The organism is Nitrospirae bacterium CG2_30_53_67, assembly GCA_001873285.1.
Lineage (GTDB): Bacteria > CG2-30-53-67 > CG2-30-53-67 > CG2-30-53-67 > CG2-30-53-67 > CG2-30-53-67.
This window is the reverse complement of record MNYV01000029.1, coordinates 1-25,997: the sequence shown is the minus strand read 5'-3', so window position 1 is coordinate 25,997 and position 25,997 is coordinate 1. Positions and strand designations below refer to the sequence as shown.

At 53.8% G+C, this 25,997-nt stretch carries 19 protein-coding genes and 2 pseudogenes; 11 read left to right on the top strand and 10 right to left on the bottom strand.

The window, feature by feature from the left end:
- The 4 genes and pseudogenes from AUK29_01690 to AUK29_01675 all read left to right on the top strand — a co-directional run bounded on the left by AUK29_01690 (nt 1) and on the right by AUK29_01675 (nt 3,711).
- Nucleotides 1-328: pseudogene (locus AUK29_01690) on the top strand (hypothetical protein).
- Between the two features lie 24 nt (nt 329-352).
- Nucleotides 353-1,897 (top strand): hypothetical protein, encoded by a 1,545-nt coding sequence (locus AUK29_01685; protein ID OIP66022.1) that lies wholly within the window; start codon nt 353-355, stop codon nt 1,895-1,897.
- A gap of 100 nt (nt 1,898-1,997) precedes the next feature.
- Nucleotides 1,998-2,759 (top strand): hypothetical protein, encoded by a 762-nt coding sequence (locus AUK29_01680; protein OIP66021.1) that lies wholly within the window; start codon nt 1,998-2,000, stop codon nt 2,757-2,759.
- Complete coding sequence (locus tag AUK29_01675) at nt 2,752-3,711, top strand: hypothetical protein (protein OIP66020.1); 960 nt, start codon at nt 2,752-2,754, stop codon at nt 3,709-3,711. The genes AUK29_01680 and AUK29_01675 overlap by 8 nt, the downstream gene beginning before the upstream one ends.
- Nucleotides 3,712-3,763: 52 nt before the next feature.
- Here AUK29_01675 and AUK29_01670 read toward each other — a convergent pair whose 3' ends face one another.
- Nucleotides 3,764-8,659, bottom strand: a complete 4,896-nt coding sequence (locus AUK29_01670) for a hypothetical protein (GenBank protein OIP66019.1) — start codon at nt 8,657-8,659, stop codon at nt 3,764-3,766.
- Between the two features lie 23 nt (nt 8,660-8,682).
- Nucleotides 8,683-9,513, bottom strand: a complete 831-nt coding sequence (locus AUK29_01665; protein OIP66018.1) for a hypothetical protein — start codon at nt 9,511-9,513, stop codon at nt 8,683-8,685.
- 230 nt (nt 9,514-9,743) lie between these two features.
- On the opposite strand from AUK29_01665, the gene AUK29_01660 reads away from it, so the two are divergent.
- From AUK29_01660 to AUK29_01640, 5 genes are all read left to right on the top strand, one after another.
- A complete protein-coding gene (locus AUK29_01660) occupies nt 9,744-11,456 on the top strand; it encodes a hypothetical protein (protein OIP66017.1) in 1,713 nt (570 codons plus the stop codon).
- 108 nt (nt 11,457-11,564) lie between these two features.
- The gene (locus AUK29_01655) at nt 11,565-12,149 is read left to right on the top strand and encodes a hypothetical protein (protein OIP66016.1); all 585 of its coding nucleotides are present in this window, start codon (nt 11,565-11,567) and stop codon (nt 12,147-12,149) included.
- 216 nt (nt 12,150-12,365) lie between these two features.
- Nucleotides 12,366-12,608: a hypothetical protein gene (locus tag AUK29_01650; protein ID OIP66023.1), complete on the top strand. Its 243-nt coding sequence runs from the start codon at nt 12,366-12,368 to the stop codon at nt 12,606-12,608.
- The gene (locus AUK29_01645; protein ID OIP66015.1) at nt 12,592-13,254 is read left to right on the top strand and encodes a hypothetical protein; all 663 of its coding nucleotides are present in this window, start codon (nt 12,592-12,594) and stop codon (nt 13,252-13,254) included. Before AUK29_01650 ends, AUK29_01645 begins: the two co-directional genes overlap by 17 nt.
- 60 nt (nt 13,255-13,314) lie before the next feature.
- Nucleotides 13,315-13,770, top strand: coding sequence for a hypothetical protein (locus tag AUK29_01640; protein OIP66014.1), 456 nt, complete (start codon nt 13,315-13,317; stop codon nt 13,768-13,770).
- 491 nt (nt 13,771-14,261) lie between these two features.
- Here the strand turns inward: AUK29_01640 and AUK29_01635 are convergent, their stop codons facing one another.
- On the bottom strand, nt 14,262-16,706 hold the full coding sequence (locus AUK29_01635; protein OIP66013.1) for a hypothetical protein: 2,445 nt from the start codon (nt 16,704-16,706) through the stop codon (nt 14,262-14,264).
- Nucleotides 16,707-16,708: 2 nt separating this feature from the next.
- The gene (locus tag AUK29_01630; protein OIP66012.1) at nt 16,709-17,371 is read right to left on the bottom strand and encodes a hypothetical protein; all 663 of its coding nucleotides are present in this window, start codon (nt 17,369-17,371) and stop codon (nt 16,709-16,711) included.
- 118 nt (nt 17,372-17,489) lie between these two features.
- On the opposite strand from AUK29_01630, the gene AUK29_01625 reads away from it, so the two are divergent.
- The gene (locus AUK29_01625) at nt 17,490-18,566 is read left to right on the top strand and encodes a hypothetical protein (GenBank protein ID OIP66011.1); all 1,077 of its coding nucleotides are present in this window, start codon (nt 17,490-17,492) and stop codon (nt 18,564-18,566) included.
- 137 nt (nt 18,567-18,703) lie between these two features.
- On the opposite strand, the gene AUK29_01620 is transcribed toward AUK29_01625, so the two are convergent.
- A complete protein-coding gene (locus AUK29_01620) occupies nt 18,704-20,056 on the bottom strand; it encodes a hypothetical protein (protein ID OIP66010.1) in 1,353 nt (450 codons plus the stop codon).
- Between the two features lie 119 nt (nt 20,057-20,175).
- Between AUK29_01620 and AUK29_01615 the strand changes: the two genes are divergently transcribed.
- On the top strand, nt 20,176-21,135 hold the full coding sequence (locus tag AUK29_01615; protein ID OIP66009.1) for a glutathione synthase: 960 nt from the start codon (nt 20,176-20,178) through the stop codon (nt 21,133-21,135).
- 27 nt (nt 21,136-21,162) lie between these two features.
- On the opposite strand, the gene AUK29_01610 is transcribed toward AUK29_01615, so the two are convergent.
- The 5 genes and pseudogenes from AUK29_01610 to prfC form a co-directional block, all read right to left on the bottom strand.
- Nucleotides 21,163-21,639 carry a hypothetical protein gene (locus AUK29_01610; GenBank protein OIP66008.1) on the bottom strand — a complete coding sequence of 159 codons (477 nt, stop codon included), beginning with the start codon at nt 21,637-21,639 and terminating at the stop codon, nt 21,163-21,165.
- Between the two features lie 68 nt (nt 21,640-21,707).
- Nucleotides 21,708-22,937: a multidrug ABC transporter substrate-binding protein gene (locus tag AUK29_01605; protein OIP66007.1), complete on the bottom strand. Its 1,230-nt coding sequence runs from the start codon at nt 22,935-22,937 to the stop codon at nt 21,708-21,710.
- Nucleotides 22,934-23,626 carry a macrolide ABC transporter ATP-binding protein gene (locus tag AUK29_01600; GenBank protein OIP66006.1) on the bottom strand — a complete coding sequence of 231 codons (693 nt, stop codon included), beginning with the start codon at nt 23,624-23,626 and terminating at the stop codon, nt 22,934-22,936. The genes AUK29_01605 and AUK29_01600 overlap by 4 nt, the downstream gene beginning before the upstream one ends.
- Nucleotide 23,627: 1 nt before the next feature.
- The gene (locus AUK29_01595; GenBank protein OIP66005.1) at nt 23,628-24,785 is read right to left on the bottom strand and encodes an efflux transporter periplasmic adaptor subunit; all 1,158 of its coding nucleotides are present in this window, start codon (nt 24,783-24,785) and stop codon (nt 23,628-23,630) included.
- 246 nt (nt 24,786-25,031) lie between these two features.
- A pseudogene (prfC, locus tag AUK29_01590) lies at nt 25,032-25,997 on the bottom strand (peptide chain release factor 3).

Below are 25,997 nucleotides of genomic sequence, written 5' to 3'. Positions count from 1 at the left end.
GGATATCTTCACGGTTTGGAGCGGCGGGAAGATCAATGTGAACACGGCCCCCCCCCAGGTCCTGAGCGCCCTCGCAGACGGAATCGACGGAGAGACCCTTGCCGAATACCGTAAAGATGCCCCTTTCAAATCCACGCAGGATTTTGCAACCTATATTAAGCAGGAGTTCCCCGGGGCATCCAGCGTGCCGCAGGAGTTGTGGGACGTAAAATCGGCCTATTTTTCGGCTTACGTCACAGTCCGAGTCCATAAGGTAACAAAATTCGTTCATGCAGTCTTGCAAAGGAAGAATAATAATGTTAGCATCGTGTATTGGCGGGAAGAGTGATAAAAAGCGGATGAAAAGGTCATAATGGCGAGAATCATCACGGGAATTGAGATCAACGCATACGGGATCCAGGCGGTGGAAATCTCCGTCCAGCGCAAGCTGGTCCGGATTCTCCGCTTCATGGAGGAGGTCATAGACGGGGACTCCCTCACGCCGGATGCGCTCTCGCTCTTCTTCTCTGAACATCAGATCCAGAGAGAGAGCGTTGTGGCGTCTGTGCCGGGTGACATGCTGATCACCAGGCAGATCACGGTCCCATTCAGGGAGAGGTCTAAAATCGACAAGGTCATCCTCTATGAACTCGAACCCCTGGTCCCCTTCCCGATTCAGGACCTCGAAACCTGTTACCGGATGATCAGGCAGGAAAAAGGGAAAAGCGACCTTCTGGTCTATGCCCTTCCCCGATCCATCCTGGACCAGCGGAGCGCCCTCTTCGAAGAGGCGGGAATCCCTCTGAACATGATCGTCGTCTCTTCGCTTGCGGCAGCCAACGCGCTCTTTCAAACACAAAGGATCCGGAAGGACCGCTCCTGTCTTCACCTGCATGTTTCATCGAATTACACCCTTCTTTCGCTGTATGAAGGGGGGATTCCAGGACACATTCAACGACTCAGCTGGGGCCTTGAAGCCCTGTTCGGAAGGCTCCAGGAGAAAACAGGGACGGATCCTCAAACCCTCTCCGAACGGCTTCGGGATGTCAACCCGCTCGAAACCACTGAACTCCTCAATATCCTGGGTCAGGAACCATTGGCCCTCGCTTCCCAGGCCGGGAAGAGTATCCGGACTTATCTCCTCCGATCCTCCGCCAAGGCCCCGTCGGAGGCCTACGTCACCGGAGACCGGCCGGGCATCCATCTGCTTCCCCCCCTCCTTGAAAAGGAGTTGTCCATCCAAACCGAGATCACCGATCCCCTGACCGCCCTGCCTCATGACCTGGTGAGAAAAGATCACCTGACCGGGATCCATTCTCCTCTGGGGATGGCTCTGATGGAGGGGGGAAAGGATGCATTGAAATGCGCCTTCAGAAAAAAGAAATTCTCTATGATCTCCAGGATCATGGAATCAAAAAAGGAGATCCGCCATGCGGCAGCCATCCTGGGATTTTTTATTCTCCTATCCTTCGTGGACTACTTCATCGGCATTCAAGCCAAGGGCCACTATTACAACCAGTTAAAGAAAGAGACCCGCCATATCCTTCAGGAAACATTTCCCGATGTCAAAAATGTGGTGAATGAATTAGAACAGATGAAGCTCCATATCAAGGAGGTTGAAAAACAGAATGAGATCTTCAGAAACGTTTTCGGCGCAAAGCCTTCAGCCCTGGATATTCTAAACGAGATCAGCGTCCGGATCCCGGCTGATCTGGAGCTTGCGGTCACGGACCTGACCCTTGACGATAAGTCCCTCCGCTTCGTCGGATGGACGGATTCCTTCAATTCCGTCAACCGGATCGAACAGGAGCTGAAAAAGTCGGAAATCTTAGATCAGGTCAATGTCAGCAATGCAAAGGTGGACAATGACAAAAGCCATGTCAACTTTCAAATAAAAATCGTATTCAAAGGAACATGATATCAACCCCGTGGATGATGAAGCGCATCAAGAGGCGGCGGGTCTTTCCCCGCTCCGAACAGGAATCATCTCAGGAGAAAATTCTTGGCGGCAAGATCGTATGAGGTCCATTTCCATCATCAACCAGAAAGGAGGGATCGGGAAGACCACGACGGCCATCAACCTCTCTGCGTGCCTGGCGGAACTGGGACAGCGGGTATTGCTGATCGACATGGATTCGCAGGCCAATGCAAGCATCGGGCTGAATGTGGATCCTGACACGCTGGACAAGACGGTTTATGACCTCATCATGGATGAAAAGACCAAGGTCAGCGAAGTCCGGCGCCGGACCATGATGGAGACCCTGGACCTGCTCCCGGCTCATATGAACCTGGCCGGCTGTGAAGTCCGATTGGCCGGCAGGAATTCCAGACCTTATATCCTGAGAAACGCGCTGAAGGAGATCAACGGAGATTACGACTTCGTCATCATTGATTGTCCTCCGTCTCTCGGGATTTTAAGCTTAAACGCCCTCCTGGCGTCAAGCGACATCATCATCCCGACGGAGGCCAAATATTATGCCATTAAAGGATTCGATATGCTGAACAAGATGATCAGCACCATTCATCAGCAGCTCGGGCATCAAATCAATCTCATGGGAGTCCTGATCACCATGTTCGACAAAAAGACGACTTTGCACAGGATTCTCTATCATGAGATCAAGCAGACCTTCGGGGACAAGCTCTTTACCACATTGATACCGAGAAACATCACCCTGAGCGAGGCTGAACTTTACCGGAAACCGGTCATCAAATACTCGGCCAACTCGCCCGGAGCCCTGCATTACCGGCACCTGGCTATTGAGGTATTGCTCCATGACTGACAAGGAAGACTCTCTTCGAAAGAAAGCAAAAATGAATCTGGATCCCAAAGGATGGGAAGCCCTCCTGGAAGGCGCCCCCAGGATCGATGAACAGAGCGCCCATGACGCTTCAGATACGGCCCCTGAAGAAAAACATATCTTCAAGGTCACGAACGAATCCGGGGACGTCTCGGAACAAGTCACATCCGGTGAACAGGCTCCCGGACGGGCGGCCGAAACACCGCATGCGCCGGAAGGAACTGCCGAGAACCTCGATGAAACGATTCCCGTCGGGGCGTCCCCCATACAAGAATCCGCTCCTTATTCCGGGCCGCCCTTGATTCCGAGTCCGGAGACTCACGAGAAAAAATCCATATATGCCCGTCTTCTGGACCAGATACGGCAACAACCTTTGTTCCAGCGCATTTTCCACTACTACCAGGAATTGAGCGCCCGAGAGCAGCGTATCGTCCTCTCCGGACTCATCTTCCTTTCCGTTCTTGCCTTTTACACATGGGTCATGGACCCCATGTTTCAAAATAATGAATTGATCAACATCAAAATCCAGAAGAAGAAAACGGAACTCTCCGAAATGGTCCGGCTCCAATCCTCTGTTGTACAAGACCGTGGAGGGATGGAACAAATCAAAAAAATCATAGATCAGCGCGGGCAGGGATTCTCTGTTTTCTCATACCTGGAACAACTGGCCACAAAGGCCGAAGTCAAGGACAAGATCACCTACATCAGGCCCCAGCGTGAGAACCCTGTCGGGCAGTTCCGGGAATCCCTGGCCGAGATCAAACTCGAGAATATCAAGATTGATGATTTGACTCGTTTTCTTTATCAGATCGAAAGTTCGGAAGACTTGCTGTATATCAAGAACCTGAAGATGATTACAGGAAAAGACCAGAGTGGACTCGAAGCGACCCTTTCCGTGGGAACCCTTCTTCAGGGCGGTGATAGTAGAAAATAAAGGGGCAGGATCTGAGTCCTGCCCCTTTCTCATGCTGTTTTTACAGCCCGGATCAATTCTGATCCTGAGACCGCCTCCTTAACTTCATCAAGACAAGGACCAACAGAGGCAGAATCATCAACGCCGTCTCCCCTATGCCGTTAGGCATGGAGACAGGATTCGATGCGAGGCTGCATCCTCCTCCTCCGCCCCCGCCGCTTGAGACTGCCGCAGGCGTATCTGCAGGCGTGTCCGCAGGCGTATCCACCGAGGAGGCCGTAACCACCTGGAATGGCGATAGGCTGGTTACGTCCGCGGTGAGGGTCTTGTTCACGGTATCAATGGTCAGGTTGGTGTCCTCGGCAACCCACGCTCCGCCGGTAAAGTGGTAGATGTGCAGGTTGGTCGTGTCGGTCACTGAGTCATTGTACTGGAGTGATACCGTCACCGATGCGCCCGTTGTGATTGAATCTCCTGAGGGAAGCGCGATATCATACAGGGCGCTCGCCGCCGTGGCACCGGCAGGAAGCGGGTCCGTAGCTTCAGCCAGGAGGGATCTCCTCTCTACGGAATTGGCATGCACGCCGTTCCCGCTGACACCTGAATCGTCTTTCTGCATGGTCACGGTTGATACGCCGTCGCCGTCTCCATCCGTGACGTCTCCAGGTTCCATGAAGACCTTGGACTTGTCGCCCTGCCCCAGACCGACCATGCCGCCCATCAGGGTGTTCACGGTCCCCTGGTTCCATGCCGTGGAGTTCACGTCATAGGAGAAGGACGCGCTGACCGTGTTGTTGTTCTTGCCGTAATGCGCCGTCAATGCCAAAGTGAAAATGGTATCGGCTGCGTCCGGTGTATAGCCGGCATCAATCGTCATCTTGTCCGGTCCCAATGTCGCCGTGAGCGTTCCTCCTCCCTGACTCAGGGAGAGGATGTTCGATGCGGATGCATCATTAAAGTAACTGGTGCTGAATATCCCGATGGAGAAAGTCCCATCGGCATTCTTCTTGGCACGGGCCGTGATAATCGGGGCATTGTCACCGAGCACGGCATTGTAGGTATTACCCGCGCTGATCATGTCCGGCATCACATGGACCTCGCCGGGCCCCTTATCGCCCTCGCTGATAAATACCAGGCGATAGGACTTCCCGGCCTCAAGCCCGCTGATGGAATAAGCCGAAACCTCTCGAGAGGCCTCATTGGCCGTCAGGGTCCCGAAGATCAGCACCTCCAGATCCTCAGAGACCGCAACCACTTCTGAAACCTCGGAGGTTGTGGGATAGGTCCCGTCGTCCTTGACCACCGAGCCGGAAACCGTCCCGCCTTCTACCAATTCCAGGGCTGTAGAGATGACATTGTCCCCTTCTGCAATCACGATGCCCCGGACGATCTTCGTGGTGTATCCCCTGCTGAAGATCTTGAGATTGTACGTTCCGGGAACAATCCCGCTGATGCTGAAGGTCGTGGTATCGCCGTCACTCGGTTCTCCTATGGTATCGATACCGCCCATGGGGTCCGAGTAGACTTCACCCTGCTTCTGGAGCAGGATAAAGGGCGCCGGCATGTCGTCTTCCATGAAGGGGAGCATCCACGGCGAACTACCGGTCTTGTGGATGGTCCCGGACAGCGTGGCGTTGGCAGCCGGGAGCGCAAAGTCCACACCGGTCAAACCTGCGGATGCCACTTCCACGTCCTTTTCCACCTCACCCCAGGTCACCGGGATGAACTTCATGAAATCCGGCCTTGAGCCGGCAATCACGGTGTAGTATTTGACGTTGGGATCCACGCCATAAATCGTATAGTTTCCTTTTGAGTCCGTGGTGGCAAAAGCCGATGTGGATCCGTCCTTCCCGTCCACCGGCATGGCCTCAACATCAATGTTCCCCAAAGGCGCACCGGTGGATTCAGACGTTACCGTACCGCTGATGGAAACGCCTTCATGGAGTTCCAGCGTACCGATATCCACGCTGGCCCCCGAGGTTTCAGGAACCACGACACCGGCCTTCCGGATCCCGATGTAGTTCTTGGCGCCGTTCTCTTTCATGCCGTGTTCCGCTTCCACGGTCACGACATAGGTCCCGGCTGGGAGATTGGCCAGGGTGAATGCCCCGGTATAGATGCCGCCCTGATCCGTAAACCGGCTGGTGGACCAGGGGTCCTGCATGGTTTCTCTCCAGCTCCCCTCTACCCAGGGGTAAGCCTCACAGCGGACCCGGATACCGTCAGAGGGTGTTACAGCCTTGCCGCTGCTCGCATTGACGAGCGTACCGGTGATGCTGGCGCCTTTCTTTAATTCCAGGTTCGCACCGGCCACGTCGCTATCGTTCACGGAAATGTTCTTGTAGGCGACGGTGTAGTTATTGGACCAGGCCTGGATCACATAGTCACCGTCCATGATATGTTCCAGAGTAAAGGAATAAGTCTTGGTCCCGTTGAAATCCTTGACAAAAACCGGCATGTGCCGGCCCATCCCTTCCTTTCGGGGATGCCGGAGTTCAATTTCGCATACATAGTTCCACTGGTCTCCTGTCGGAATATCCGGAAGGGTCAGGGTCCCGCTCACGGAATATCCGTCAGATAGGACGAAATCAACCCCTGACTTGGTCTGTCCGGAGGATACCGAGACCATCCGGCTGTCGGCCGCAATGTCGGGCTCGAATGGCGCCTGCATCATCTGTGCATTGGGATCGAAACCCGCCATCTGATCGGTCAGTTCCGTGGGAGGCGAGACACTGTACGCCCCTGCCCCCAGACCGGAGATGGTATAGGTCCCGTCGGGCAGGATCGGTCCCATGAACATCGAGGATCCTCCCATCATGGCCATCTTCATGGGCATGGCGGTCACCATTTTGCCTACGAGATCCGTGTTGAAGTTCACACTCCCGCTGTAGCCCGGCTCCAGTGATATGCTTCCGGTAATAACCCCTCCGGCGCTTAATGTAACGTTCTGACCGGAAGTGGTCTCGCCGTTGGTGACCGGGACTCTAACTGTCTCGGTCCCGAAGTTTCCGGTAGGCATCGGCTGAGCGCCGTTCAGCATATCCGCTGAATTGACGTACTCATTGACTTCAAGAATATATTCCGAGGTCCCCAGACCGGTCAGCGTATAAGATCCGTCTCCTGAAGGCTGGGTTGTTACGGGCTGCTGCCATCCCCATCCGGCCTTCATGGCCCTCACAACCACTTTGGAGAGATCCAGACCCGTTCCTGATACGGTCCCTGTAATCTTTCCTGAATAAGGCGCAAAGGACATATCCACGCCGGTCGCATTGCTGGTGTCCCCGGCCAGGGTTGCCGTCAGCGGCATGGGGGTCTGCTCATACCCTTCTCCCAGCCAGGAATGGATTTCATAGGTTCCGGCGCCCAGACCGCCTATAGTATAGGAGACACTCTGGTTGAGCCCTCGGGGAATCTGCACCTGGGTCCCGCTCCATCCGCTGCCGTCCGAAGATCCTGCGTCCACCCAAAGCATGATGGGCTGGGTTCCGGGATCTCCAGGATACATCTGATAACTGCCGGTGTCTCCGGCGATGGTGATGATCCCGCTGATGGTCCCGCCCTGAGAGATGCTGATGTTGCCTAAATCCGTATCCTGACCTGCGGTGACCACAACACTGGAGACACTGCTGGTCTTATAACCCATGACCTGAACTTCCACGGTGTAGGTCCCTTCAAGGGCGGATCGGATGTCGAAATTTCCCTGGGTCTGGCCTATATCCACGGAGCCCCCGCCCCAGGCCATGGTCCCGCTCGCCGTCCTTGCGTTCACATTGATCCAAAGCGGCGTTGATCCCGCATTGGCGGACGGCAGGGTCACGGTCCCGAAAATCCGGCTGGCCTTGGTCATGGTGATGTCCTGGGCGCCGCCGCTGCCATTCACCGTCACGGTATATTCCACACTGGCGTAGTTATTGGCCTCGGCCCGGATATGGTAGGTCTTGGTCTGTCCTGAAGCCGGTGGTTTGACATCGAGTGAATAAGTTGTGGATGTCGGACTGGAGCACTCGACCGGATCTTCTTTTCCATCGTTATCAAAATCATCTCCGGGCAGGGCGTTCAGGCAGAACTGGCCGTCCGCTGCATGGATGTGCGCATTGCCCCAGACCCAGTCGGATCCGTCATCGGTCCAGCCGTTGATGTTGATCCAGAGCTGGTCCTCCATGCCTCCCCACATGTTGACAAAACTGGTAAAAGCCGCGGGGATCGTAATGGCCCCTGTAACCAGGATCGAAGGGGACATGGTAAAATTGATGCCGGGTGTATTCTGTCCCGCCGTCACGGCAACGTCTCCTCCGGGATAATCCGCAGAGACGTACCCGCTCTTCTGTGCATTGACATGATAGCTGCCGGCCTTGAGGCCGGAAATGGTGTAGTTTCCGCTTGAGTCCGTATCAGAATCTCCCCAGCCATACTGCGAGCCGGCATTCACATGGACCCCGGGAAGCGGATTCCCCCCTGCGGTCACATTTCCTGAAATCGAGGCGGTCTGGATGGTAACCGTCAATGAATTATCCATGGACTGATCCAGCGTCGTATTGATCCAATCCCCGTCTTCATCCACCATGATCCTGATGGAATACGTCCCATTGGGAAGAACACGCCATTTGTTGTCCCTCCCCTCGAACATGAATTGATTGGGTCCTCCGGCTCCGGCCCAGCCCTCCATGGTCGTATCCGATGTCTGCCACGAGTTCGGATCCGACCAGTCCGGCATCTGAAATCCCGGTGTGCCGTTCGTGTCCACCATCACCTTGAACGACCCGGACACATCCGATGTAAAATGAACATTAGCCCGGTCATCCGTCCCATCCCCGTCCGGTGAAATGGTGACGTTGGTCAGGCTGCCCGGCGTCCCCGTATCAATGCTTACGCTGTTCATCGAGGCATAAGACGAATGAATGAAAACAGCCATCAGGAAAAAACTGAACAGCATGAACCAATGATTGACTGAAAATGTTTTTGCCTTCATACTTTCTCCTTCTTGTTAATGGTTTAATGACTCATATTTCTTGATAAACTTGCCTTTAAGGACTCCTGCCTCTTGTATTCAAAAGCGATCCTTTGCAGGGCGGATTTTTCCTCTTGGAGTTGTAATGCCGTCCTGGTTTCATATTGAGTTTTTTGATTCATGGTCTTGGCCTTGAGCTCCTTAAATTTTTGCATCTTTTTTGCCCGATAGAGCGCCTCATCAATCAACGACCTGCTTCCAGGGGTGTTCCCCATCTCCTTCCCATTTTTTCTTTTGGAATTTTCCTGAGACACATGGGACAGGCTCGCCTGTTCGTCCCTTTTCAGCATGTCACCCACCTCTTGAGAGGTCAGGAAAGCCGGTCCCGAAGACTTGAACCCGGCAAGGAGATGATCGTTCAACGAGACATACCGCTCTTGATGATCCGGCCCGCCCTTAGGATAGATCCGGACCGCCTTTAAAATGTGGTTTCCTGACGCATCTTTTTCCGGGGAAAAGATCATGGCATAACTTTGTGTTCCTGATATTTTCTTCAGAGCATCCTCAATGTTTTGGTCCTTGAAATGGACGCTTATCCGGTCATTGAGAAGCGATGGGTCTATGAACACACGGATGCCCGTCTTCCGGATCACGGACTCCATCACCTGATTCAGCGTGGCTTTTTCAATTGCGGCATCCATACGGCCATGTTCGACGTTCAAAACAAGACTTTCCGCACGAACACCGGATGCGGTGAAGAAGCAGAATACAAAAACGAACAAGATATAAGAGAAGATGCTGCAAAGGAACGGAGAGATCGTTTTCAATAGAAAACCCCCAACATGAATGCTTCGTTCCGATCTTTTCAATGTCATCAAGCTCCTTTATCGGAATCCGGAAAAGGAACTTTAGAACTTTTTTAATTATTTTTAATCGTAAAAAATGTTATGAACTATTATAAGGAAACAAAGGCGTAAGATAGCCATAGGGCTTGAGATCTTGCCCCTGATCGTATATGATGGCCGATCATGGCTGGAACAGGTCATCATCGTCAAAACTTAACTTTAAAATCCGTTATAAGCCTTTTTTAGGATTCGCCTTCAGTATGAGATACCGGAGACCTAAATATCTAACCTGCACGAGTCTTTTTATTTTTCTTTTGCTCTTCTCTTTGTCCCCGGCTGTGCAGGGCCGGGCTTCCCATGACATCCCGTGGGATGAGAGCGAGAATGCAAAAACTGCGGACCTCATCAAAAAAAGAATCTCTGAAGCCGGTTCTCCCCCAAAAATCAGAATTGGAAAAGAGTTTATCCATGATACGGTGATGCTTGACCGCTTCTACAGCAGAAGAGGCTTCAGGCCTGCATGGGCCGGCGCAAACGGATCCTTAGCTCAAGCTTATGCACTGGTCAAGGCCATTGAAGATTCCCGTAATGAAGGACTCACCCCGGATTACTATCACCTCAAAAATATTGAATCCCTTTTAGCCGGCATACGAGAAGGCGCAGCAAAGGATGGACCCTCTTTTGAAACCATGGCGGATCTCGACCTGCTCCTCACGGATGCATTCCTCCTGCTAAGCTGTCACCTCTCGGCAGGGTGCGTCAATCCGGTAACGCTTGACGCAGAGTGGCATGCCGGCCGGGAGACCGTTGATGTTTCCTCGATCCTTGAAAAGGCGCTGGAAGACGACCTCATAGAAGAAACCTTAATAAAACTTCTCCCGTCACAATATGGTTACTCCAGACTCAGGCAGGCCCTGGCGCATGACCGGAAAATAGCGGAAAGAGGGGGATGGCCGGCTGTTTCAACCGGGCCTTCCTTGAAAAAGGAGAGTTTTGACCGGCGGGTCATTGAACTTAAAAAGAGGTTGATCGCTTCGGGTGATCTTACCCCTGAGGAAGATGAGTCAGGAGAACTTTTCGACGAAACCCTCGAACAGGCCGTCATCAGGTTCCAGGAACAGCACGGGCTGGACGCCGACGGAGTGGCCGGCCCTGCCACATTGAAGGCCATAAATGTCCCGGTGCAGGCAAGAATCCGCCAGATTGAATTGAACATGGAGCGCCTGCGCTGGATACCCAGGGATCTCGGGCAGAAATATATCATCGTCAACATTGCCGACTTTAAACTGGATTTATTTGAGAACGGCCATACGAACATGTCCATGAAGGTCGTGGTGGGCAAAAATTACTGGCATACCCCTGTCTTCAGCGCAGTCATGACCTACCTGGAGCTGAATCCTTATTGGAATGTTCCGAAAAATATCATGGTCAGGGAGATCATCCCCAAAATGAGCAAAGACCCCGATTACCTGGCCAAAAACAACCTGAAGGTTATATGGGAAGGCCAAGGCCGCATAGAAGTCATAGACCCGGAGGCCCTGGACTGGTCCCTGGCCTCGGCCAAAAACTTCAATTATAAACTCAGGCAGGACCCCGGCCCCCAGAATCCCCTCGGACGGATCAAGTTCATGTTCCCGAACAGGTTCAATGTCTATCTTCACGACACACCGGTCAAGAATCTCTTTTCAAAAAATGTCCGGGCCTTCAGTCACGGCTGCATCCGCATAGAAAAACCCATGGAACTGGCAGAGTACCTGTTAAAGAGGGACCCTTCGTGGACTCAAGAGAGGATACAGGCCGCCATAGACGACGGCAGGAATAAAGCCGTGCGGCTTCCCCAGCCTATAGCCGTCTATATACTCTATCTTACCGCATGGGTGGATGAAGCAGGAAGACTTAATTTCCGTGAAGATGTTTATGATAGAGACATACAAATGGACAAGGCCTTGGGAAAAAGACCGCCTGCTCCATAAAGCGGATGAGAAACCGGATGAAAATTTATGTATACTTTCTCTTTCAATTTATATTATAATGATTACATAACATAACAAATACAATATTTCCGGACAAGTCATACCGCCATGCACTTATTTGAAAAAAAAATCATCGAACAATCTTGCCATGAGATAAACCGCAGAGGATTTCTGACCCTGGGGCTTCTGACCGTATCCGCATGTCTGGTTCCCGCCCCTGCCCAGTCTGCGCTGAAAAACTTTTTCATCCAGAAAAAAACACTCTCGTTTTATAACACCCACACTGAGGAACATCTGGAGACCGTCTACTGGAACCGGGGAATGTATATTCCGGATGCCATGGACCGGATCAACACCATCCTCCGCGACCATTATACCGGGGACATCTCTCCCATAGACCCGGACCTGCTGGATCTCCTTTTTGCCCTCAGGGCTAAAGTGAAAACCCGGGAGCCCTTCCACATCATATCCGGTTATCGTTCGCCGCAGACTAATGAGTTTTTATGGAGACAGGGACATGGGGTGGCGAAAAACAGTATGCATCTCTACGGCAAGGCCGCGGACATCAGGCTGCCGGGTTATGAACTTTCAAATCTGAGACAGGTTGCCGTTTCTCTCCGAAGCGGCGGCGTGGGATATTATCCAGGCTCCGACTTCATCCACGTGGACACCGGAAGGATCCGCTGCTGGTAGGCCATCCACCCCGCGAGAATTCAGTTGACTTACCCAACAAAGTTTGGTAACTTTTAGGCAGTCCAGGAAGGAGACTCCGTGAGCATCGTGGTCAAGACCATAAAGCACAAAAAATATGCGTATCATGCCTACCGGAGCAGGAACAAGGTCGTGCACAAATACCTCGGCCCTCTTTCCGACCCGGCGGTTGCGACAAAGATGGAAGCCCTGCAGGAAATGAAAACGATTCCGAAACGGTTTTACTTCCTTTTCTGGGACACCCCCCCCGGCCGGGTTGACCTCCGAAGTCATGCCCGGTACGTAATCGAGCGCGTCCTCGAAATGGGCAGTTTGGATGCGCTTCACTGGATACAGCGTCTTTATCCCACAAAACTGATTATGGAAACCTGCGAGAACAGCCGGAAGATTTCACCCAAGTCCAATAACTTCTGGAGGATCTGGTTTGGCCGTCCATGTTGAATCCCTGCCCCCGAACTTAAGAAAGGTCATCGCCCGGCTCAGACCCGTGGTCCGCGCCCACGGATTCATCCTGGCCGGTGGAACCGGCCTCGCCCTGCAACTGGGGCATCGTATCTCCGAGGACCTGGACTTTTTCACCACAGAGGACTTCAGCACAGAGAACCTCTTCCAGGCGCTCCAGGCAGAGAGAGTTCAACCCGAAATCATGCAGGAAGCTCAAGGGACCCTGACCGTTTTAGCGAATGAGGTCAAGACTTCCTTTTTCCACTACCCTTATCCGTTTCCTGAACCCAAGGCCCGGTGGAACGGAATTTCGATCTCCGGGATCGCGGATATAGCCGGAATGAAAGTCATTTCGATCAGTCAGCGGGGCGCAAGAAGAGATTTTGTGGACCTCTATTTCATCCTGCAGAGCCTTCCCTTCTTTCAAGTGGCCGAGAACATGATCCGGCGTTTCGGCTGGAATAGGATTCATCCTCTCCACATCGGCAAGTCTCTGGTCTATTTTGAGGATGCGGAGTCCGACCCGGACCCCCGCTACTGCGGAAAGAAAAAGCCAAGCTGGGAATTCATCAAGAGATTCTTCACCCGGAACGTCCAGCAGATCGTCCTCGACCTCGAGAGCGCCAGAGAGGCCGCACCCTGAGAAAGCTGCTTTCCCTTGAAAAATGCCGGCTTCGTTTCCACCATCTCCATCCTTCCATAAGTGGATTTTTTCAGATCGGTCAGCGTGCGGAAAGAATTCTGGCTCGACCTGGTTTCCAAGAGACTCTATTCCGTGCTCATGGCGAAAGGCCCTGCCCGGAGACTTGAGATTGATTTTCCAACCCTCTTTATGATCGCCGAATGGGGGGCCTTTCATCATGAGAGACTTGATGGGAGCGGGTATCCCTTTCACTGCAAGGCAGCGGACCTCACCATAGGGGCGCGGATCATGATGGTGGCCGATATCTTTACGGCAACGGCCGAAGACCGGCCCTATCGCAAGGGGATTATTCGTATCCTCAAAGACTTCTCGGCAAGAAAACTCTTGGAATCGAAGGTCGTTGACCTCCTGGTAGAGAATTACGACGAGGTCTTTTTAGAGATGCGAAAGAAACAGGAAGCTGCGCGTGCCTTCTATGAAGAGCAGTTTGCATGCGTCGAGACAGCAAGCGTCTGATACTATAATCCTCAATTCCGGGGACAGCTTATGTAATTCCCCTCCAAACATTCCTGGAAGGTCAAAGGTGTCAGACACCTTTGAAGGTCCCTGAGCTTTATATCCAATCCTCAGGATTGTACTCTTTGGAAAAATGGATACCCGTGATATCTGTGCTTCCGCTATAAAGTAACTGACCGGTGAGTTCATAGAATTGCCTTGTAACATGGGTCTGAACGGAAGACAAAGGCAGGCTTTTTCAACAGCCCCACAGCGGCCGTTTAAATAAATGGCTCTTCGCGTAAGAGTGTGGGGTGATTCCAATAACAACTGACCTGCGTTGGACTCTCTCAACCATGCATAGGTTCTTGCTCCTCCTCTATACAGGGCTTTCCTAGAGGAAGAGCCTATCTTATTTCTCCCCGGATCGGTAGAACCTCTTCAGGTCCACCACCAAAGGTGGTGGGTTTAGAATAAAACTTAGTGGCCGTGTCAGTTCTGGCTCGCCAAAATCATAACCGGTCAGGCGCCGGTTTCTCTGAAGAAGTCTCTTTAGGCGACGATGGCCGGACCGAACCGGAATCCATTTCGAAGAAGTCATTCCCCTCCGTATGTTTCGAGGAGGCATATTCACGGGGTTCGCTCCCCTTCCTGAAACATTCAAAATAGGTTTCCTGATTCTCTGAAGAAGGGAGGAGGCCGGTCTTGGAATCAATCTTGACCAATACAACGTCATCAGGGACCGGGAAAGGCATTCTTTCGGAGTTCAGGGTTGCCTTGCGCATGAAAGAGAGCCATATCGGGGCCGCGGCCCTTGCTCCGGTTTCTCCGTTCCCCAGTGAGCGCATGTCATCATAACCCACCCAGACCCCGGCAATGAGATCCGGAACGAACCCGATATAAAGGGCGTCCTGAAAGTTGTTGGTCGTTCCGGTCTTGCCGGCCGAAGGACGGCCCAGCTCCTGCATCTTCCACCCGGTCCCGTTCCTGACCACCTCTTCGAGCATGCTGGTCATGATATAGGCCACATCGGAACTCACGGCATCTTCGGTCGAGGGCTCTCTCTGCTCGATCACCTTCCCATCGTAGTCCGTAATACGGCGGATAAAGTACGGCTCCGCCCTTCTGCCCTGGTTGGCAAAAACCGAATAGGCAGAGGTCAGCTCCTGCAGGGTCACCCCCGATGAACCGAGGGCCAGGGAATAGTTCTTATCGAGGGGGCTTGTAATCCCGAGCCTCTTCGCCAAATCAACGACGTTCCTGACCCCCACTCTTTGAAGAAGCTTGACAGTCACCACGTTGATGGACTTCGCCAGGGCGACACGAAGCCGGGTAGGCCCGTAAAACTTTTCGCTGTAATTGGACGGTTTCCACTTCTCCGGCATACCGGGTTGATCAAAGATGATCGGCGCATCGATGATGATGGTGGCCGGAGAAAATCCTTTCTCTATGGCAGCAGCGTAGATCAACGGTTTGAATGCCGAGCCGGGCTGCCTCCTGGACTGGACCGCCCGGTTGAATTCGCTCTTCTCAAAATCGAATCCCCCGACCATGGCCTTGATCTCACCGGTGGACGGCTGCATGCAGATGACAGCCCCCTGCGCCTCCGGTTCCTGTTCCAAAGAGAAGAACAGACCTGACGATCCCGGCACAGACCTCACGACCCTCACGAGGATGCGGTCTCCTTGGGAGAGGATATCCTCCAGCGACTTGGGTTTGATCCAGACGGTCTTGGCCGGATCCGAGGGGTCCTTCTTACGGACCGCGCTCCCTGCCCATTGGAGTCCTTCCAAGGGGAGGAACCCCTTACCCGCTTCGGTCAGAACCCATGCGCCCTTCCCGTCCAAATCGGCGACCGTACCTTCCAAAATATCGTTCACACGGACGGACCTGCTTTCCTGAGGACGGCTGAGAGGCGCTTCCAGCGGTTTCTTAGACTCCTCCCCCGATGCGGATCCATGACCTATGGGCCCGCGGTACCCATGCCGTTTGTCATATTCCATCAGCCCTTCTCTCAGCGACTGGAAGGCCGCACGCTGCATCGTCAGATTCAGCGTGGTATGCACCTCCAGCCCGCTCCGGTAGAGTTCCTGACTTCCGTACCGCTCCATGAGATAACGGCGGACGTGCTCAATAAAGTAGGCGGATACATCCTGATATTTTTCTCTCTTCTTGAGTACGATGTTCTCCGCATCGGCGGCGCGCATCTGATCTTTTGAAATGAAATGTTCTCCGTACATCCGGACCAGAACCATGGACCTTCGCTTCAAGGCGGAATCCGGCTCCTTGTATGGATCGAAATGGGCGGGCGCCTTGGGAAGGCCCGCCAGCATCGCCGCTTCGGAAAGGCTCAAGTCTTTCACATGCTTCCCGAAATAGGTTTCGGACGCGGCCTCGACGCCGTAGGCCCCTTCTCCGAAGTAGATCTGATTGAGGTAGAGTTCGAGGATCTCTTTTTTGCTGAATCGTTTCTCGATTTGAAGGGCCAGGAGGATCTCCCGGATCTTCCTTTGTATGGTCCTCTCCGGAGAGAGGAAAAGGGTCTTGGCCAGCTGCTGGGTGATGGTGCTCCCTCCCTGCGTGATCTGTTTGGCCCGCAGGTTGGCCCAGAAAGCCCTGGAGATACCCTGAAAATCGATCCCGCCGTGCTGATAGAACCGGGCGTCCTCAATGGCAATGAAGGCCTTCACCAGGATATCGGGAATTTCGGAAAAGGGGAGAAGAATCCTTCTCTCGATGTAAAATTTCCCGGCCACCTCGTCGTTATCAGCATAGACCGTGGTGATCAGGCTCGGCCGGTAGTCCTTCAGCTTTGAGACATCCGTAAGTTCATGGAGAATCTGAGTGTACAGGAGAAAACCGGCCCCAGCGGCTGCCGAGAGAACAAGGACCAGCAGAAGAACCAATCCGGTGATCATCCATCTGAACCACCGCTTCTTTTTTGCGGGTCTCTTCATGGTCAAAACCCTGCGGCGCCGGATGATGATAACGGTGGGATCTGAGGAGCGGGCATGCCGTTATAAAAAACATTCGAGACAGAGACGGACATGAAGCTTTTTCCCAAGGCCGTCTGGTACCCCATGAAGGCAGCGAAAAGGATGACGAAGAGAAGGACGATCAACAGAAGAATCTTCTTCCAGACGGACATGCCCGGAGCCGCTTTAGAAACAGCGTCTTCCGGTTCGGAAACAGCCGCAGATCTTCCTGACTCACAGTTCCCGCAGACCGGACGACCGCCTGCGGGCAAGTCCCGGACGAGAGGACCCCCGCAGTAGATACAAAAACGATATTTAGGCGAGGGCGCTTCAGGCGCAGAAACAGATTCGGATGGGGGTTCCGGTTCAAACTCCTTCTGAAATTCAGGTCCGGTTAGAGCTGCCTCAGCAGCCATTCCGGAAGGCTCGGCAGAAACTGCCTCAGGCGCCTCCGCCTTAATTCGGGGTTCCGGAGGGACGGCTGCCGCAGGTTCCTCCTCTTTGACTGCCTGCATCTCATGCTCTTTTCTGAGGCGGATCATGAGGACTGAACCGCAGTGCCTGCATCTGACTCGGATCCCTTCCGGGGTGAGGCGCTTCTCATCCACACGGTATGCCTTGCCGCAGCCTTTGCAATGAATCAGCATGGCTCATTCCTTTCCGAAAAAAATTCCCTTCCCTGCTGAATCCTGATATTATACTGAAAAGACACAAAAAAACAACTTTATATTTTAAACCTCTTTGCACTCATGATAGGCTGTTTTCATGGAACGGATCCGGAAGATCACGCAACTCTTTGTCTTGGGTTTTGACGGAACCGAGCCCGATGCGCATATCCTCAGGATGATACGGGATTTCGGGATCGGGGGGGTCATCCTCTTCTCACGCAACATACGCGATCCTCAGCAGACGGCCGGGCTCATTCAGAATCTACAGGAGGTCTCAGAGATCCCTCTTCTCGTGGGGATCGACCAGGAAGGCGGGCGAGTCACCCGGCTGCCGGAGCCCTTTACGATCTTCCCGGGCAATCACGCCCTCGGCCTTTCACACTCCAGGAAACTCGCCTACGCCTTCGGCCGGGCCACGGCGGAAGAACTCTCAGCCGTGGGGATCAACCTCAATTTCGCCCCGGTCCTCGACGTCAACACCAACCCGGAGAATCCGGTCATCGGAACACGGGCCTTCTCCGGGGATCCGGAAGAGGTTGCAGACCTCGGATGCTCCGTGATCCGGGGACTTCAGGACTACGGGGTGATCGCCTGCGGCAAACATTTCCCCGGACACGGCGACACAACGCTTGATTCGCACCTGGACCTCCCCGCCGTGCGTCATGAGGAAGAGAGGCTGAGGCGCATGGAGATGCTCCCCTTCCGGAAGGCGATTGACTGCGGGCTTTCGACCCTGATGACGGCGCATGTGCTCTACCCTGCGTTCGACCCCGAACGCCCGGCCACCCTCTCCCGCCGGATGGTGCAGCAGATCTTGAGAGAGGAACTCCGCTTCAACGGCGTCGTCTTCAGCGATGACCTGGAGATGAAGGCCGTGGAGGACCGATGGGGGATTGAACGCTCATCTGTCCTTGCGATCAGCGCGGGTCTGGACGCCCTGCTCATCTGTCATGACCCCGCAAAACAGGAAAAGGCCCTTCACGCGGTCATGGATGCGGTGGAAGAGGGAGAGATCACCCTGGAACGGATCGATGAATCCGCAGGCAGGCTGCTCGACCTGAAGCGCAGGCGGCTCGGAACGCCTTTCCATATGGACCTTAAGAGGATTGAAACGCAGGTGGGATCGAGCGCCCACCGTGATCTGGCCTCGACCATCGCGGGTTATGGTAGGTAAAAAGGGGTCGAGGCTTCAAGGGGTCAAGGGGTCAAGTGAAATACTGATACCGGTAAACCGAGTACAAGAACGCAAGCAAAATCTCCAGAGAAAAACCCCTGATGTTTTCACCCACTCTTTTGGAGATGATCTTCGAATCAAAGGATCCATCCGCTTCCATGAAAATAGGAAGCATACCGGATCAGCTTCCGCACATCATGGTTCCACGCCTCCCACTTCTCAAGCAGCGCCTCGGCCGGCGTTTTTTCTTGCGCCAAGGTCATCTCCTCCAGCGGTTCCAGGAATCGGAGATCCTCTCCCTGCCGCCGGAGCCCCTCCTTCGCGATCCGGACCAGCTCCTGGGCCATGCTTAGGATGATCTTGCCTCCGATCCTGGCCTTGAGTCCCATACGGCAGACCTCTTCGTGCAGTTTCAGCCGGTCCTCAAAGCGGGAGCCTCGAACCATGTCCCAGGCCGCTCTCCGGGCCTCGCCATCATATAAAATGCCTTTCCAGAAAGCCGGAACCGATAGGACCATGCCCGGTGATTGAGCATCCACCCCGCGGACCTCGATATACTGTTTGAGACGAACCTCGGGGAAGAGCGTGCTCAAGTGAAGCCTCCAATCCTCTTCCGTGGCCTGCAGCCCTGATGCCCCTTTTTCCAGAAAATCGCCGAACCGCATGCCGTGCATGGGGATCCACTTCCCCTCACGGACCACAAAGAGCATGGGGACCCTGAGCGCATACTGAAGATAATCCTTAAAGGAGGCCCCTTCATTGAATGCAAAGGAGAGAAGGCCGCACCGGTCCGGATCCGTATGCATCCAGACATGTTCACGACGGGTCAGGAAGCCGTTGGGCCTTCCTCCGGAGATCGGTGAATTGGCGAACATGGCTGAGACCAGGGAGGTGATCCCCATGGCGGTTCGGAGTTTGTCCATGGCGTCCGCTTCGTCCGTGTAATCGAGGTTCACCTGGACCGTGGCCGTCTCTTTCATCATCTGGTGGGAGAGCGCCCCTTTGACTTTCAGATAGGGCGCCATAATATCATACCGGCACTTGTCCACAAAAGGGATCTCCTCCTGCCGGCTGACGGGATGCATCCCGATGCCGATGAAATCGATCCCCAGATCCTGGGTCACCGAGTAAAGCTCCCGGATATACCCCTTCAATTCTTCGGACAACTCGATGAGGGTCGGCCTGGGGGCGCCTGAAAGTTCGATCTGCGCTCCAGGCTCCAGGGTTACATTCGAGGAATCCTTACCCAGAAGGCAGATCAGATGTTCTTTTTCACACAAAGGCGCCCAACGGGGGTTCTTAAGCAGACGGTTCAGGATAGACTGAATCCCGCCCTCTCCCTTATAGGGGACCGCAACGCCGGATCCGGCATGGACCCCGAAGAGTTCGTATTCCCCTCCGATCCGGAGGTCTCCGGACGGTTTGCTCCCCTCATGAAAATACCGGATCAGATCCTCATACCCGATCCTCCGGGAACCCGGCTCATTCATTAAAAACCCTCCACGGCAAACCTGTTGACTGTGGAATGCTTCTCTGATACTGTGATGCTGATCAAACATTATATGTCATCGGCACGGATCTGTCATCCTGAAAAGTTTGTGGATTTTTTATGTCCCATTTGAAAATCGGTTTTGTCATGGACCCCATCGAGGCCATCCGGACCGAGGTCGATTCCACCTACCTCCTCATGCTCGAATCCCAGCGCCGGGATCATGAGATCTTTTACATGACGGTCCCCGACCTCTACCTGCATACCCAGACCCCCATGGCGACCGGCCGGGCCATCCGGGTCTTCCGAGGCAAAGAATACTTCCGGCTCGGAGACGAAACCCTCCTCTGCCTGAACGATCTCGATGTTCTCTTCATGCGCAAGGACCCGCCCTTTGACATGGATTACTGTATGGCCACCCTGATCCTGAGCATGGTCCACACTAAAACCCTGGTGATCAACAGCCCCCAGGGACTCAGGGACTGCAACGAAAAGGTATCGGTCCTGCGGTTCCCCGAGCTGATCCCGGAGACCATCGTCAGCAGGCGGATATCCGTCCTTCAAAAATTCCTCCAGGAGATGAACGGGGAGATGATCGTGAAGCCTCTCGACAAGTCCTGTGGCAGAGAGATCCTCTATGTGCATCAGGACGACAGCAACGCCAATACCCTTCTTGAGATGGCCACGAAAGAAGAGAGCCGCTTCGTCATGGCCCAGCGTTACCTCCATGAGGCGGCTCAGGGCGATAAACGGATCATCCTGCTCAACGGCGAGCCCATCGGCGCCGTGCTCTGGCTCCCCCCGCAGAACAGCTTTGACAGGCCCCCCATCCGTTCCCCTTGGCATGCGGCCGGTACCGAACTCACTGAACGGGAACGCGTAGTCTGCCGGACCATAGCCCCTTTCCTTAAAGAAAACGGTTTATTCCTCGCAGGCATTGACATGATCGGAGGCTGCCTGATCGAGATCAACATCACCAGCCCTACCTGCCTGCATGAGATCAACGCATTGAACCGGGACTGCCTCGAATCAAAAGTGATCGACTTCGTCGAAGAGGAATGCAGGAAACGACGGCCATGACCATGAAGGAATAGCTGTCCGGTCTGGTTAATCCACATGGGCGCCGACCTCTGCATTCCGCAGTCTTTCGTAAAACTCACCAACCGCTGATGTGCCTTCAGCCGGCGACCAGGCAGCAAACTCTGCCGCGGTTTGGGCATCATACGGCCCCTGTTTAACCTCAAAAAACACCGAATGATCGGCAATGGGGATCCAGGAATGCCATACATTCAGAGGGATTTCAAACCCGACCGTATCCGTTCCGGGGCCGACAGAGCGGCGTTCGGTCACGAAGCCCGCGTCATCGAACAGCATCACATCAAAACGGCCGAGAATGACCACCGCGAATTCCCACTTCATTGGGTGCCGATGCGGCCGGAAATAAGAACCAGGCCTGGCCGCTACGAATAACCGCTGCACCGGATCGGACGGTAATTCATGAACATTGTGGTTGATGCGCCTTCTAACATTCGCACCAGCCCGGGCAATCAAATCATCAATCAAATCGGATGTAATCAGTTTCATTCAACCCCCCTTGATCATGCGGCCAACCGGTAGGATTGGCCTGACGAATCGTAAAGTCGATGGATTGCTCATTCATACCTTAAGGCGTCAATGGGGTCGAGAAGCGATGCCTTGTATGCCGGGTAAAACCCGAAAAACACTCCGACCAACCCTGAAAATCCGAAGGCCAGTATAATCGCAAGGGGAGATATAACGGTGGGCCATCCTGCGAGCATGGACAGAATCTTTGAACCGGATATGCCGATCATCACCCCGGCGACACCGCCGATGAATGATAATATGATCGCTTCAACCATGAACTGCATCCGAATGTCCCAGGTTTTTGCCCCGACGGCCATTCTGATCCCGATCTCTCTGGTCCTCTCCGTGACCGATACGAGCATGATGTTCATGATTCCGATGCCTCCGACAAGGAGAGAGACGGACGCTATGGCGCCCAGCAGTAAAGTCATGACCTTTGCCGATTGTTCCGCCGTCTCCATCATCTGGGTCAGATTTCGGACGGTGAAGTCATTCTCCTGCTTTGGGCCGATTCGATGTCTCTGTCTGAGCAGCTCGTTGATCTGTTTCTCGGCAGCCGGCAGGTCTTCTCTGTTTTTTGCTTTGACCATGATGATCCTGACCATTCCCGGGAAAGTCGTCCCGAAAAGCTTCTTCTGCGCCGTGGTGACAGGAACATAAACGGTATCGTCCTGATCCTGGCCTGTCGGGGTCTGTCCTTTTGCCGCAAGGACGCCTATAACCATGAACGGAACCTTCTTGATCCTGATCATCCGGCCCAACGGGTCCATATACCCGAAAAGATTCTCCGAGACCGTCTTACCCAAGAGACATACTTTCACGGCGCTCTTGACATCCTGCTCTGTAAAAGGTCTCCCGGCAGATAGGGACCAGTCCCTGACCCTCAGCATACCCGGAGTGGTTCCGACGACCCCGGTTGACCAGTTTTCGTGTCCATAAACGATTTGTGCAACCCCGCTGAGAATCGGCGCGACGTCCCGGACTGCGGGGCATTCCTTCCGGACGGCCTCTGCATCACCCGTGGTCAGTGACGGCTGTGTGCCTGAACCCATTCTCACGCCTCCGGCGGTGGTTGCTCCTGGAAGGATGATGAGAAGATTGCTTCCCATGCTCGAAATCTGCTCAGCGATCTGCCGGCTTGCTCCTGTGCCGACAGCCAGCATGATAATCACCGCGCCGACACCGATGATCACTCCGAGCATGGTCAGAGCGGAGCGCGTCTTGTTCACTCTTAATGCCCTGAATGATATTCTGAGGGTTGAAGGAAGATTAATCATGATTGTTCCTGCCTCATGTCGCTGATCACATGACCGTCCAGGAACCGAATGATCCGCCTGCTGTATGCTGCGATGTCCGCCTCATGGGTTACAAGGATAACCGTGATGTTGGATTCCGCATTCAGTTTGACAAATATCTCCATGATTTCAGCGCTCGTCCTGGTGTCAAGGTTCCCGGTCGGCTCATCCGCAAGGATGATGGGCGCATGATTGACGAGGGCCCTGGCGATGGCCACTCTCTGCTGCTGGCCGCCTGAAAGCTGATTGGGATGATGGTTTTCCCTCCCCTCAAGACCGACGCTTTTGAGCGCATCGGCTGCATGCTCTCTTCTTTCTCTTGCAGGCATCCCGTCATAAAGCATCGGAAGCTCGACATTTTCAAGGGCGGATGTCCTTGGAAGCAGATTAAATCCCTGGAAGACAAAACCGATTTTTTTATTCCTTATTCCTGCAAGTTCATCCCTGTCAAGATCACCCACATTCATATGCTCCAGGAAATATTTGCCGTCCGTCGGCTGATCAAGGCAGCCCAGGATATTCATAAAAGTTGATTTACCGGAACCTGATGGACCCATGACGGCAACAAATTCACCTTTACCTATGGTTAAAGACACTCCTCCGAGCGCATTCACATCAACATCACCCAGCCTGTAGATTTTAGTAATTTCCTGCGCTTCAATGATGGCCATATCAGAACATCCTCGGCCCGGAAGGCATGGACGGTTGTTTTGCCGGCGCAAGAGATTCTACGATGATATCCTGCCCTTCTTTGATGTCACCGGAGACAAGCTCGGTATCCTTCCCGTCACTGATGCCGGTTGAAACCGGTATGCGTTTCGGTTTCCCCTGTTCGAGTATCCAGACTCCGGGCCCTTTCGGCCTTTCCGCCGTCTTTGCCTTTTCCGGCGGCTGGAACCTCAGCGCGGCATTCGGTATCGTCAGCACATCTTTTTTAACGGATATAATAACGGATACTTCGGCGGTCATTCCCGGTTTGAGCTTAAACTCAGGATTATCCACGATGATCACGACATCATACGTAACCACATTCTGGACGGTGATCGGGGCATTCCTGACCTGAAAAACCTTGCCCTTGAAAGTCAAGTCCGGATAAGCATCCACGGTAAATTCAACATCCTGCCCGACCATGACCTTCCCGATATCCGCCTCATCCACATTCGTATCAATCTGCATTTTTGTCAGATCCTGCGCAATGGTAAAGAGGGTCGGGGTCTGAAAGCTCGCCGCAACCGTCTGGCCGACGTCCACACTTCTCGACACGACAATCCCGTCTACCGGAGACACAATCCTTGTATAACGAAGGTTGGTCCCGGCAAGGTTTAATGCCGCCTCGGCCTTGGCGATCTCCGCCTTTGCCGCGCTGCTCCCGGCAACGGATGTCTCATAATTCGTCTCTGATGTATCGAGATCACTCCTGGCAATGTAGTTTTTCAAAAACAGTTCCTTATTCCGGTTCAGGGTCCTCTTGGCATCAAGAAGCGCCGCTTCGGCTTTCTCCAGATTGGCTTTCGCCGAAAGAAGATTGGCCTTTGCCTGGTTCACCTGTGCCTCAAACAGAGCCGGATCTATCCGGGCGATCAACTGCCCTTTCTTTACAGGAGAATTGAAATCCGCGTATAATTCCTTGATCGTCCCCGATACCTGGGTGCCTACCAGAACCGTGGTCACAGGGTTGACGGTGCCCGTGGCCGTAACGGTCATTTCGATATCCCCTTTGACGATCTTGTCTGTTCTGTATTCCGGCTCATTTTCTTTGTCCCTGAATAAAACAGATCCGGCAACAGCCATGAAAATAATGATTCCGCTGATCAGCGCTATTTTTTTCATCTCTCCCCCATCGCCTTCTCAAGGCTTGCCCGAGCCGCCTTGTCTTCACAAAGCATCCGGATATAGGCTCTCCTTATATGCATGACCGCCGTTTCGGCGCCTGACATGTTCACCCATTGAAAGGCCCCCTGTCAAGAGGTAAAAAATCCTTTTTAGCGGAACCGGACGGTTGTAGAAAATTGCCGCAGGTATTGAAAAGAAGTTGAGGTCGGATGAAACAGGAAGAGCCGCCCTGTGAGGCGTCGTCTAATGATGTTCCTTCACCTTGCTGAAGGTGATTCCCGGCCACTTCTCCATGACAAACTCGAGGCTCCATTTGCTTGCGGCAAGATACGCCAAATGTCCTTCAGCGTCGTAGGACAGATTGGCCTGGTTCTTCCTGACAAATTCTTCCAGCTTCTTTTTGTCATCGTACTCGATCCACCGGGCCATGGTGAAATCCGTCGGGACATAGGCGGCCTCGACCCCGTATTCGTTCTTCAGACGGGCCATGGTCACGTCGAACTGCAGAACCCCGACGGCCCCCAAAATATAGTCATTCCCCATCAGCGGGCGGAAAACCTGTACCGCTCCCTCCTCGGCCAACTGGGTCAATCCCGTTCGAAGCTGCTTGGATTTGATCGGGTTCTTCAGCACGGCCCGCCGGAAGTATTCCGGCGCAAAGTTGGGGATACCGGTGAACTGCAGGGGTTCCTTGTCCGTAAAGGTATCGCCGATCTTGATGGTCCCATGATTGTGGATGCCGATAATATCGCCGGCATAGGCCTCCTCCACGTGCGTCCTCTCCTGGGCCATGAAGATGGTGGCATTGGAGAGGGTCATCTCCTTGCCGGTCCGATGGTGGCGGACCTTCATCCCCCGTGTGAACCTGCCCGAACAGATTCGAAGGAATGCGATGCGGTCCCGGTGGGCCGGATCCATGTTGGCCTGGATCTTGAAGACGAACCCGGAAAAGGTCTCCTCGTAGGGCGACACCTCACGGGACAGGGCGGTCATCGGACCGGGGGGAGGAGCCATCTCAACGAATGAATCGAGCAGCTCTCTGACGCCGAAGTTATTGAGAGCGCTTCCGAAAAACACAGGCGTCTGATACCCCTTGAGATAGCCCTGGTAATCAAAGGGGTTGGCGGCGTTCTGGAGCAGAGCGGCATCCTCCCGCAGTTCGTCGGCCTGACTTCCCAGCAAGACGTCCAGTCTGGGATCGGAGAGGTC

Bases quoted from the DNA above. Each gene is read 5' to 3' on its own strand.
- AUK29_01595 (OIP66005.1), bottom strand. From the start codon at position 24,785: ATGAAAAAAATAGCGCTGATCAGCGGAATCATTATTTTCATGGCTGTT.
- AUK29_01650 (OIP66023.1), top strand. From the start codon at position 12,366: ATGAAAACGATTCCGAAACGGTTTTACTTCCTTTTCTGGGACACCCCC.
- AUK29_01655 (OIP66016.1), top strand. From the start codon at position 11,565: ATGCACTTATTTGAAAAAAAAATCATCGAACAATCTTGCCATGAGATA.
- AUK29_01635 (OIP66013.1), bottom strand. From the start codon at position 16,706: ATGAAGAGACCCGCAAAAAAGAAGCGGTGGTTCAGATGGATGATCACC.
- AUK29_01675 (OIP66020.1), top strand. From the start codon at position 2,752: ATGACTGACAAGGAAGACTCTCTTCGAAAGAAAGCAAAAATGAATCTG.
- AUK29_01685 (OIP66022.1), top strand. From the start codon at position 353: ATGGCGAGAATCATCACGGGAATTGAGATCAACGCATACGGGATCCAG.
- AUK29_01620 (OIP66010.1), bottom strand. From the start codon at position 20,056: ATGAATGAGCCGGGTTCCCGGAGGATCGGGTATGAGGATCTGATCCGG.
- AUK29_01625 (OIP66011.1), top strand. From the start codon at position 17,490: ATGGAACGGATCCGGAAGATCACGCAACTCTTTGTCTTGGGTTTTGAC.
- AUK29_01670 (OIP66019.1), bottom strand. From the start codon at position 8,659: ATGAAGGCAAAAACATTTTCAGTCAATCATTGGTTCATGCTGTTCAGT.
- AUK29_01615 (OIP66009.1), top strand. From the start codon at position 20,176: ATGTCCCATTTGAAAATCGGTTTTGTCATGGACCCCATCGAGGCCATC.
- AUK29_01680 (OIP66021.1), top strand. From the start codon at position 1,998: ATGAGGTCCATTTCCATCATCAACCAGAAAGGAGGGATCGGGAAGACC.
- AUK29_01605 (OIP66007.1), bottom strand. From the start codon at position 22,937: ATGATTAATCTTCCTTCAACCCTCAGAATATCATTCAGGGCATTAAGA.
- AUK29_01600 (OIP66006.1), bottom strand. From the start codon at position 23,626: ATGGCCATCATTGAAGCGCAGGAAATTACTAAAATCTACAGGCTGGGT.
- AUK29_01660 (OIP66017.1), top strand. From the start codon at position 9,744: ATGAGATACCGGAGACCTAAATATCTAACCTGCACGAGTCTTTTTATT.
- AUK29_01610 (OIP66008.1), bottom strand. From the start codon at position 21,639: ATGAAACTGATTACATCCGATTTGATTGATGATTTGATTGCCCGGGCT.
- AUK29_01665 (OIP66018.1), bottom strand. From the start codon at position 9,513: ATGACATTGAAAAGATCGGAACGAAGCATTCATGTTGGGGGTTTTCTA.
- AUK29_01630 (OIP66012.1), bottom strand. From the start codon at position 17,371: ATGCTGATTCATTGCAAAGGCTGCGGCAAGGCATACCGTGTGGATGAG.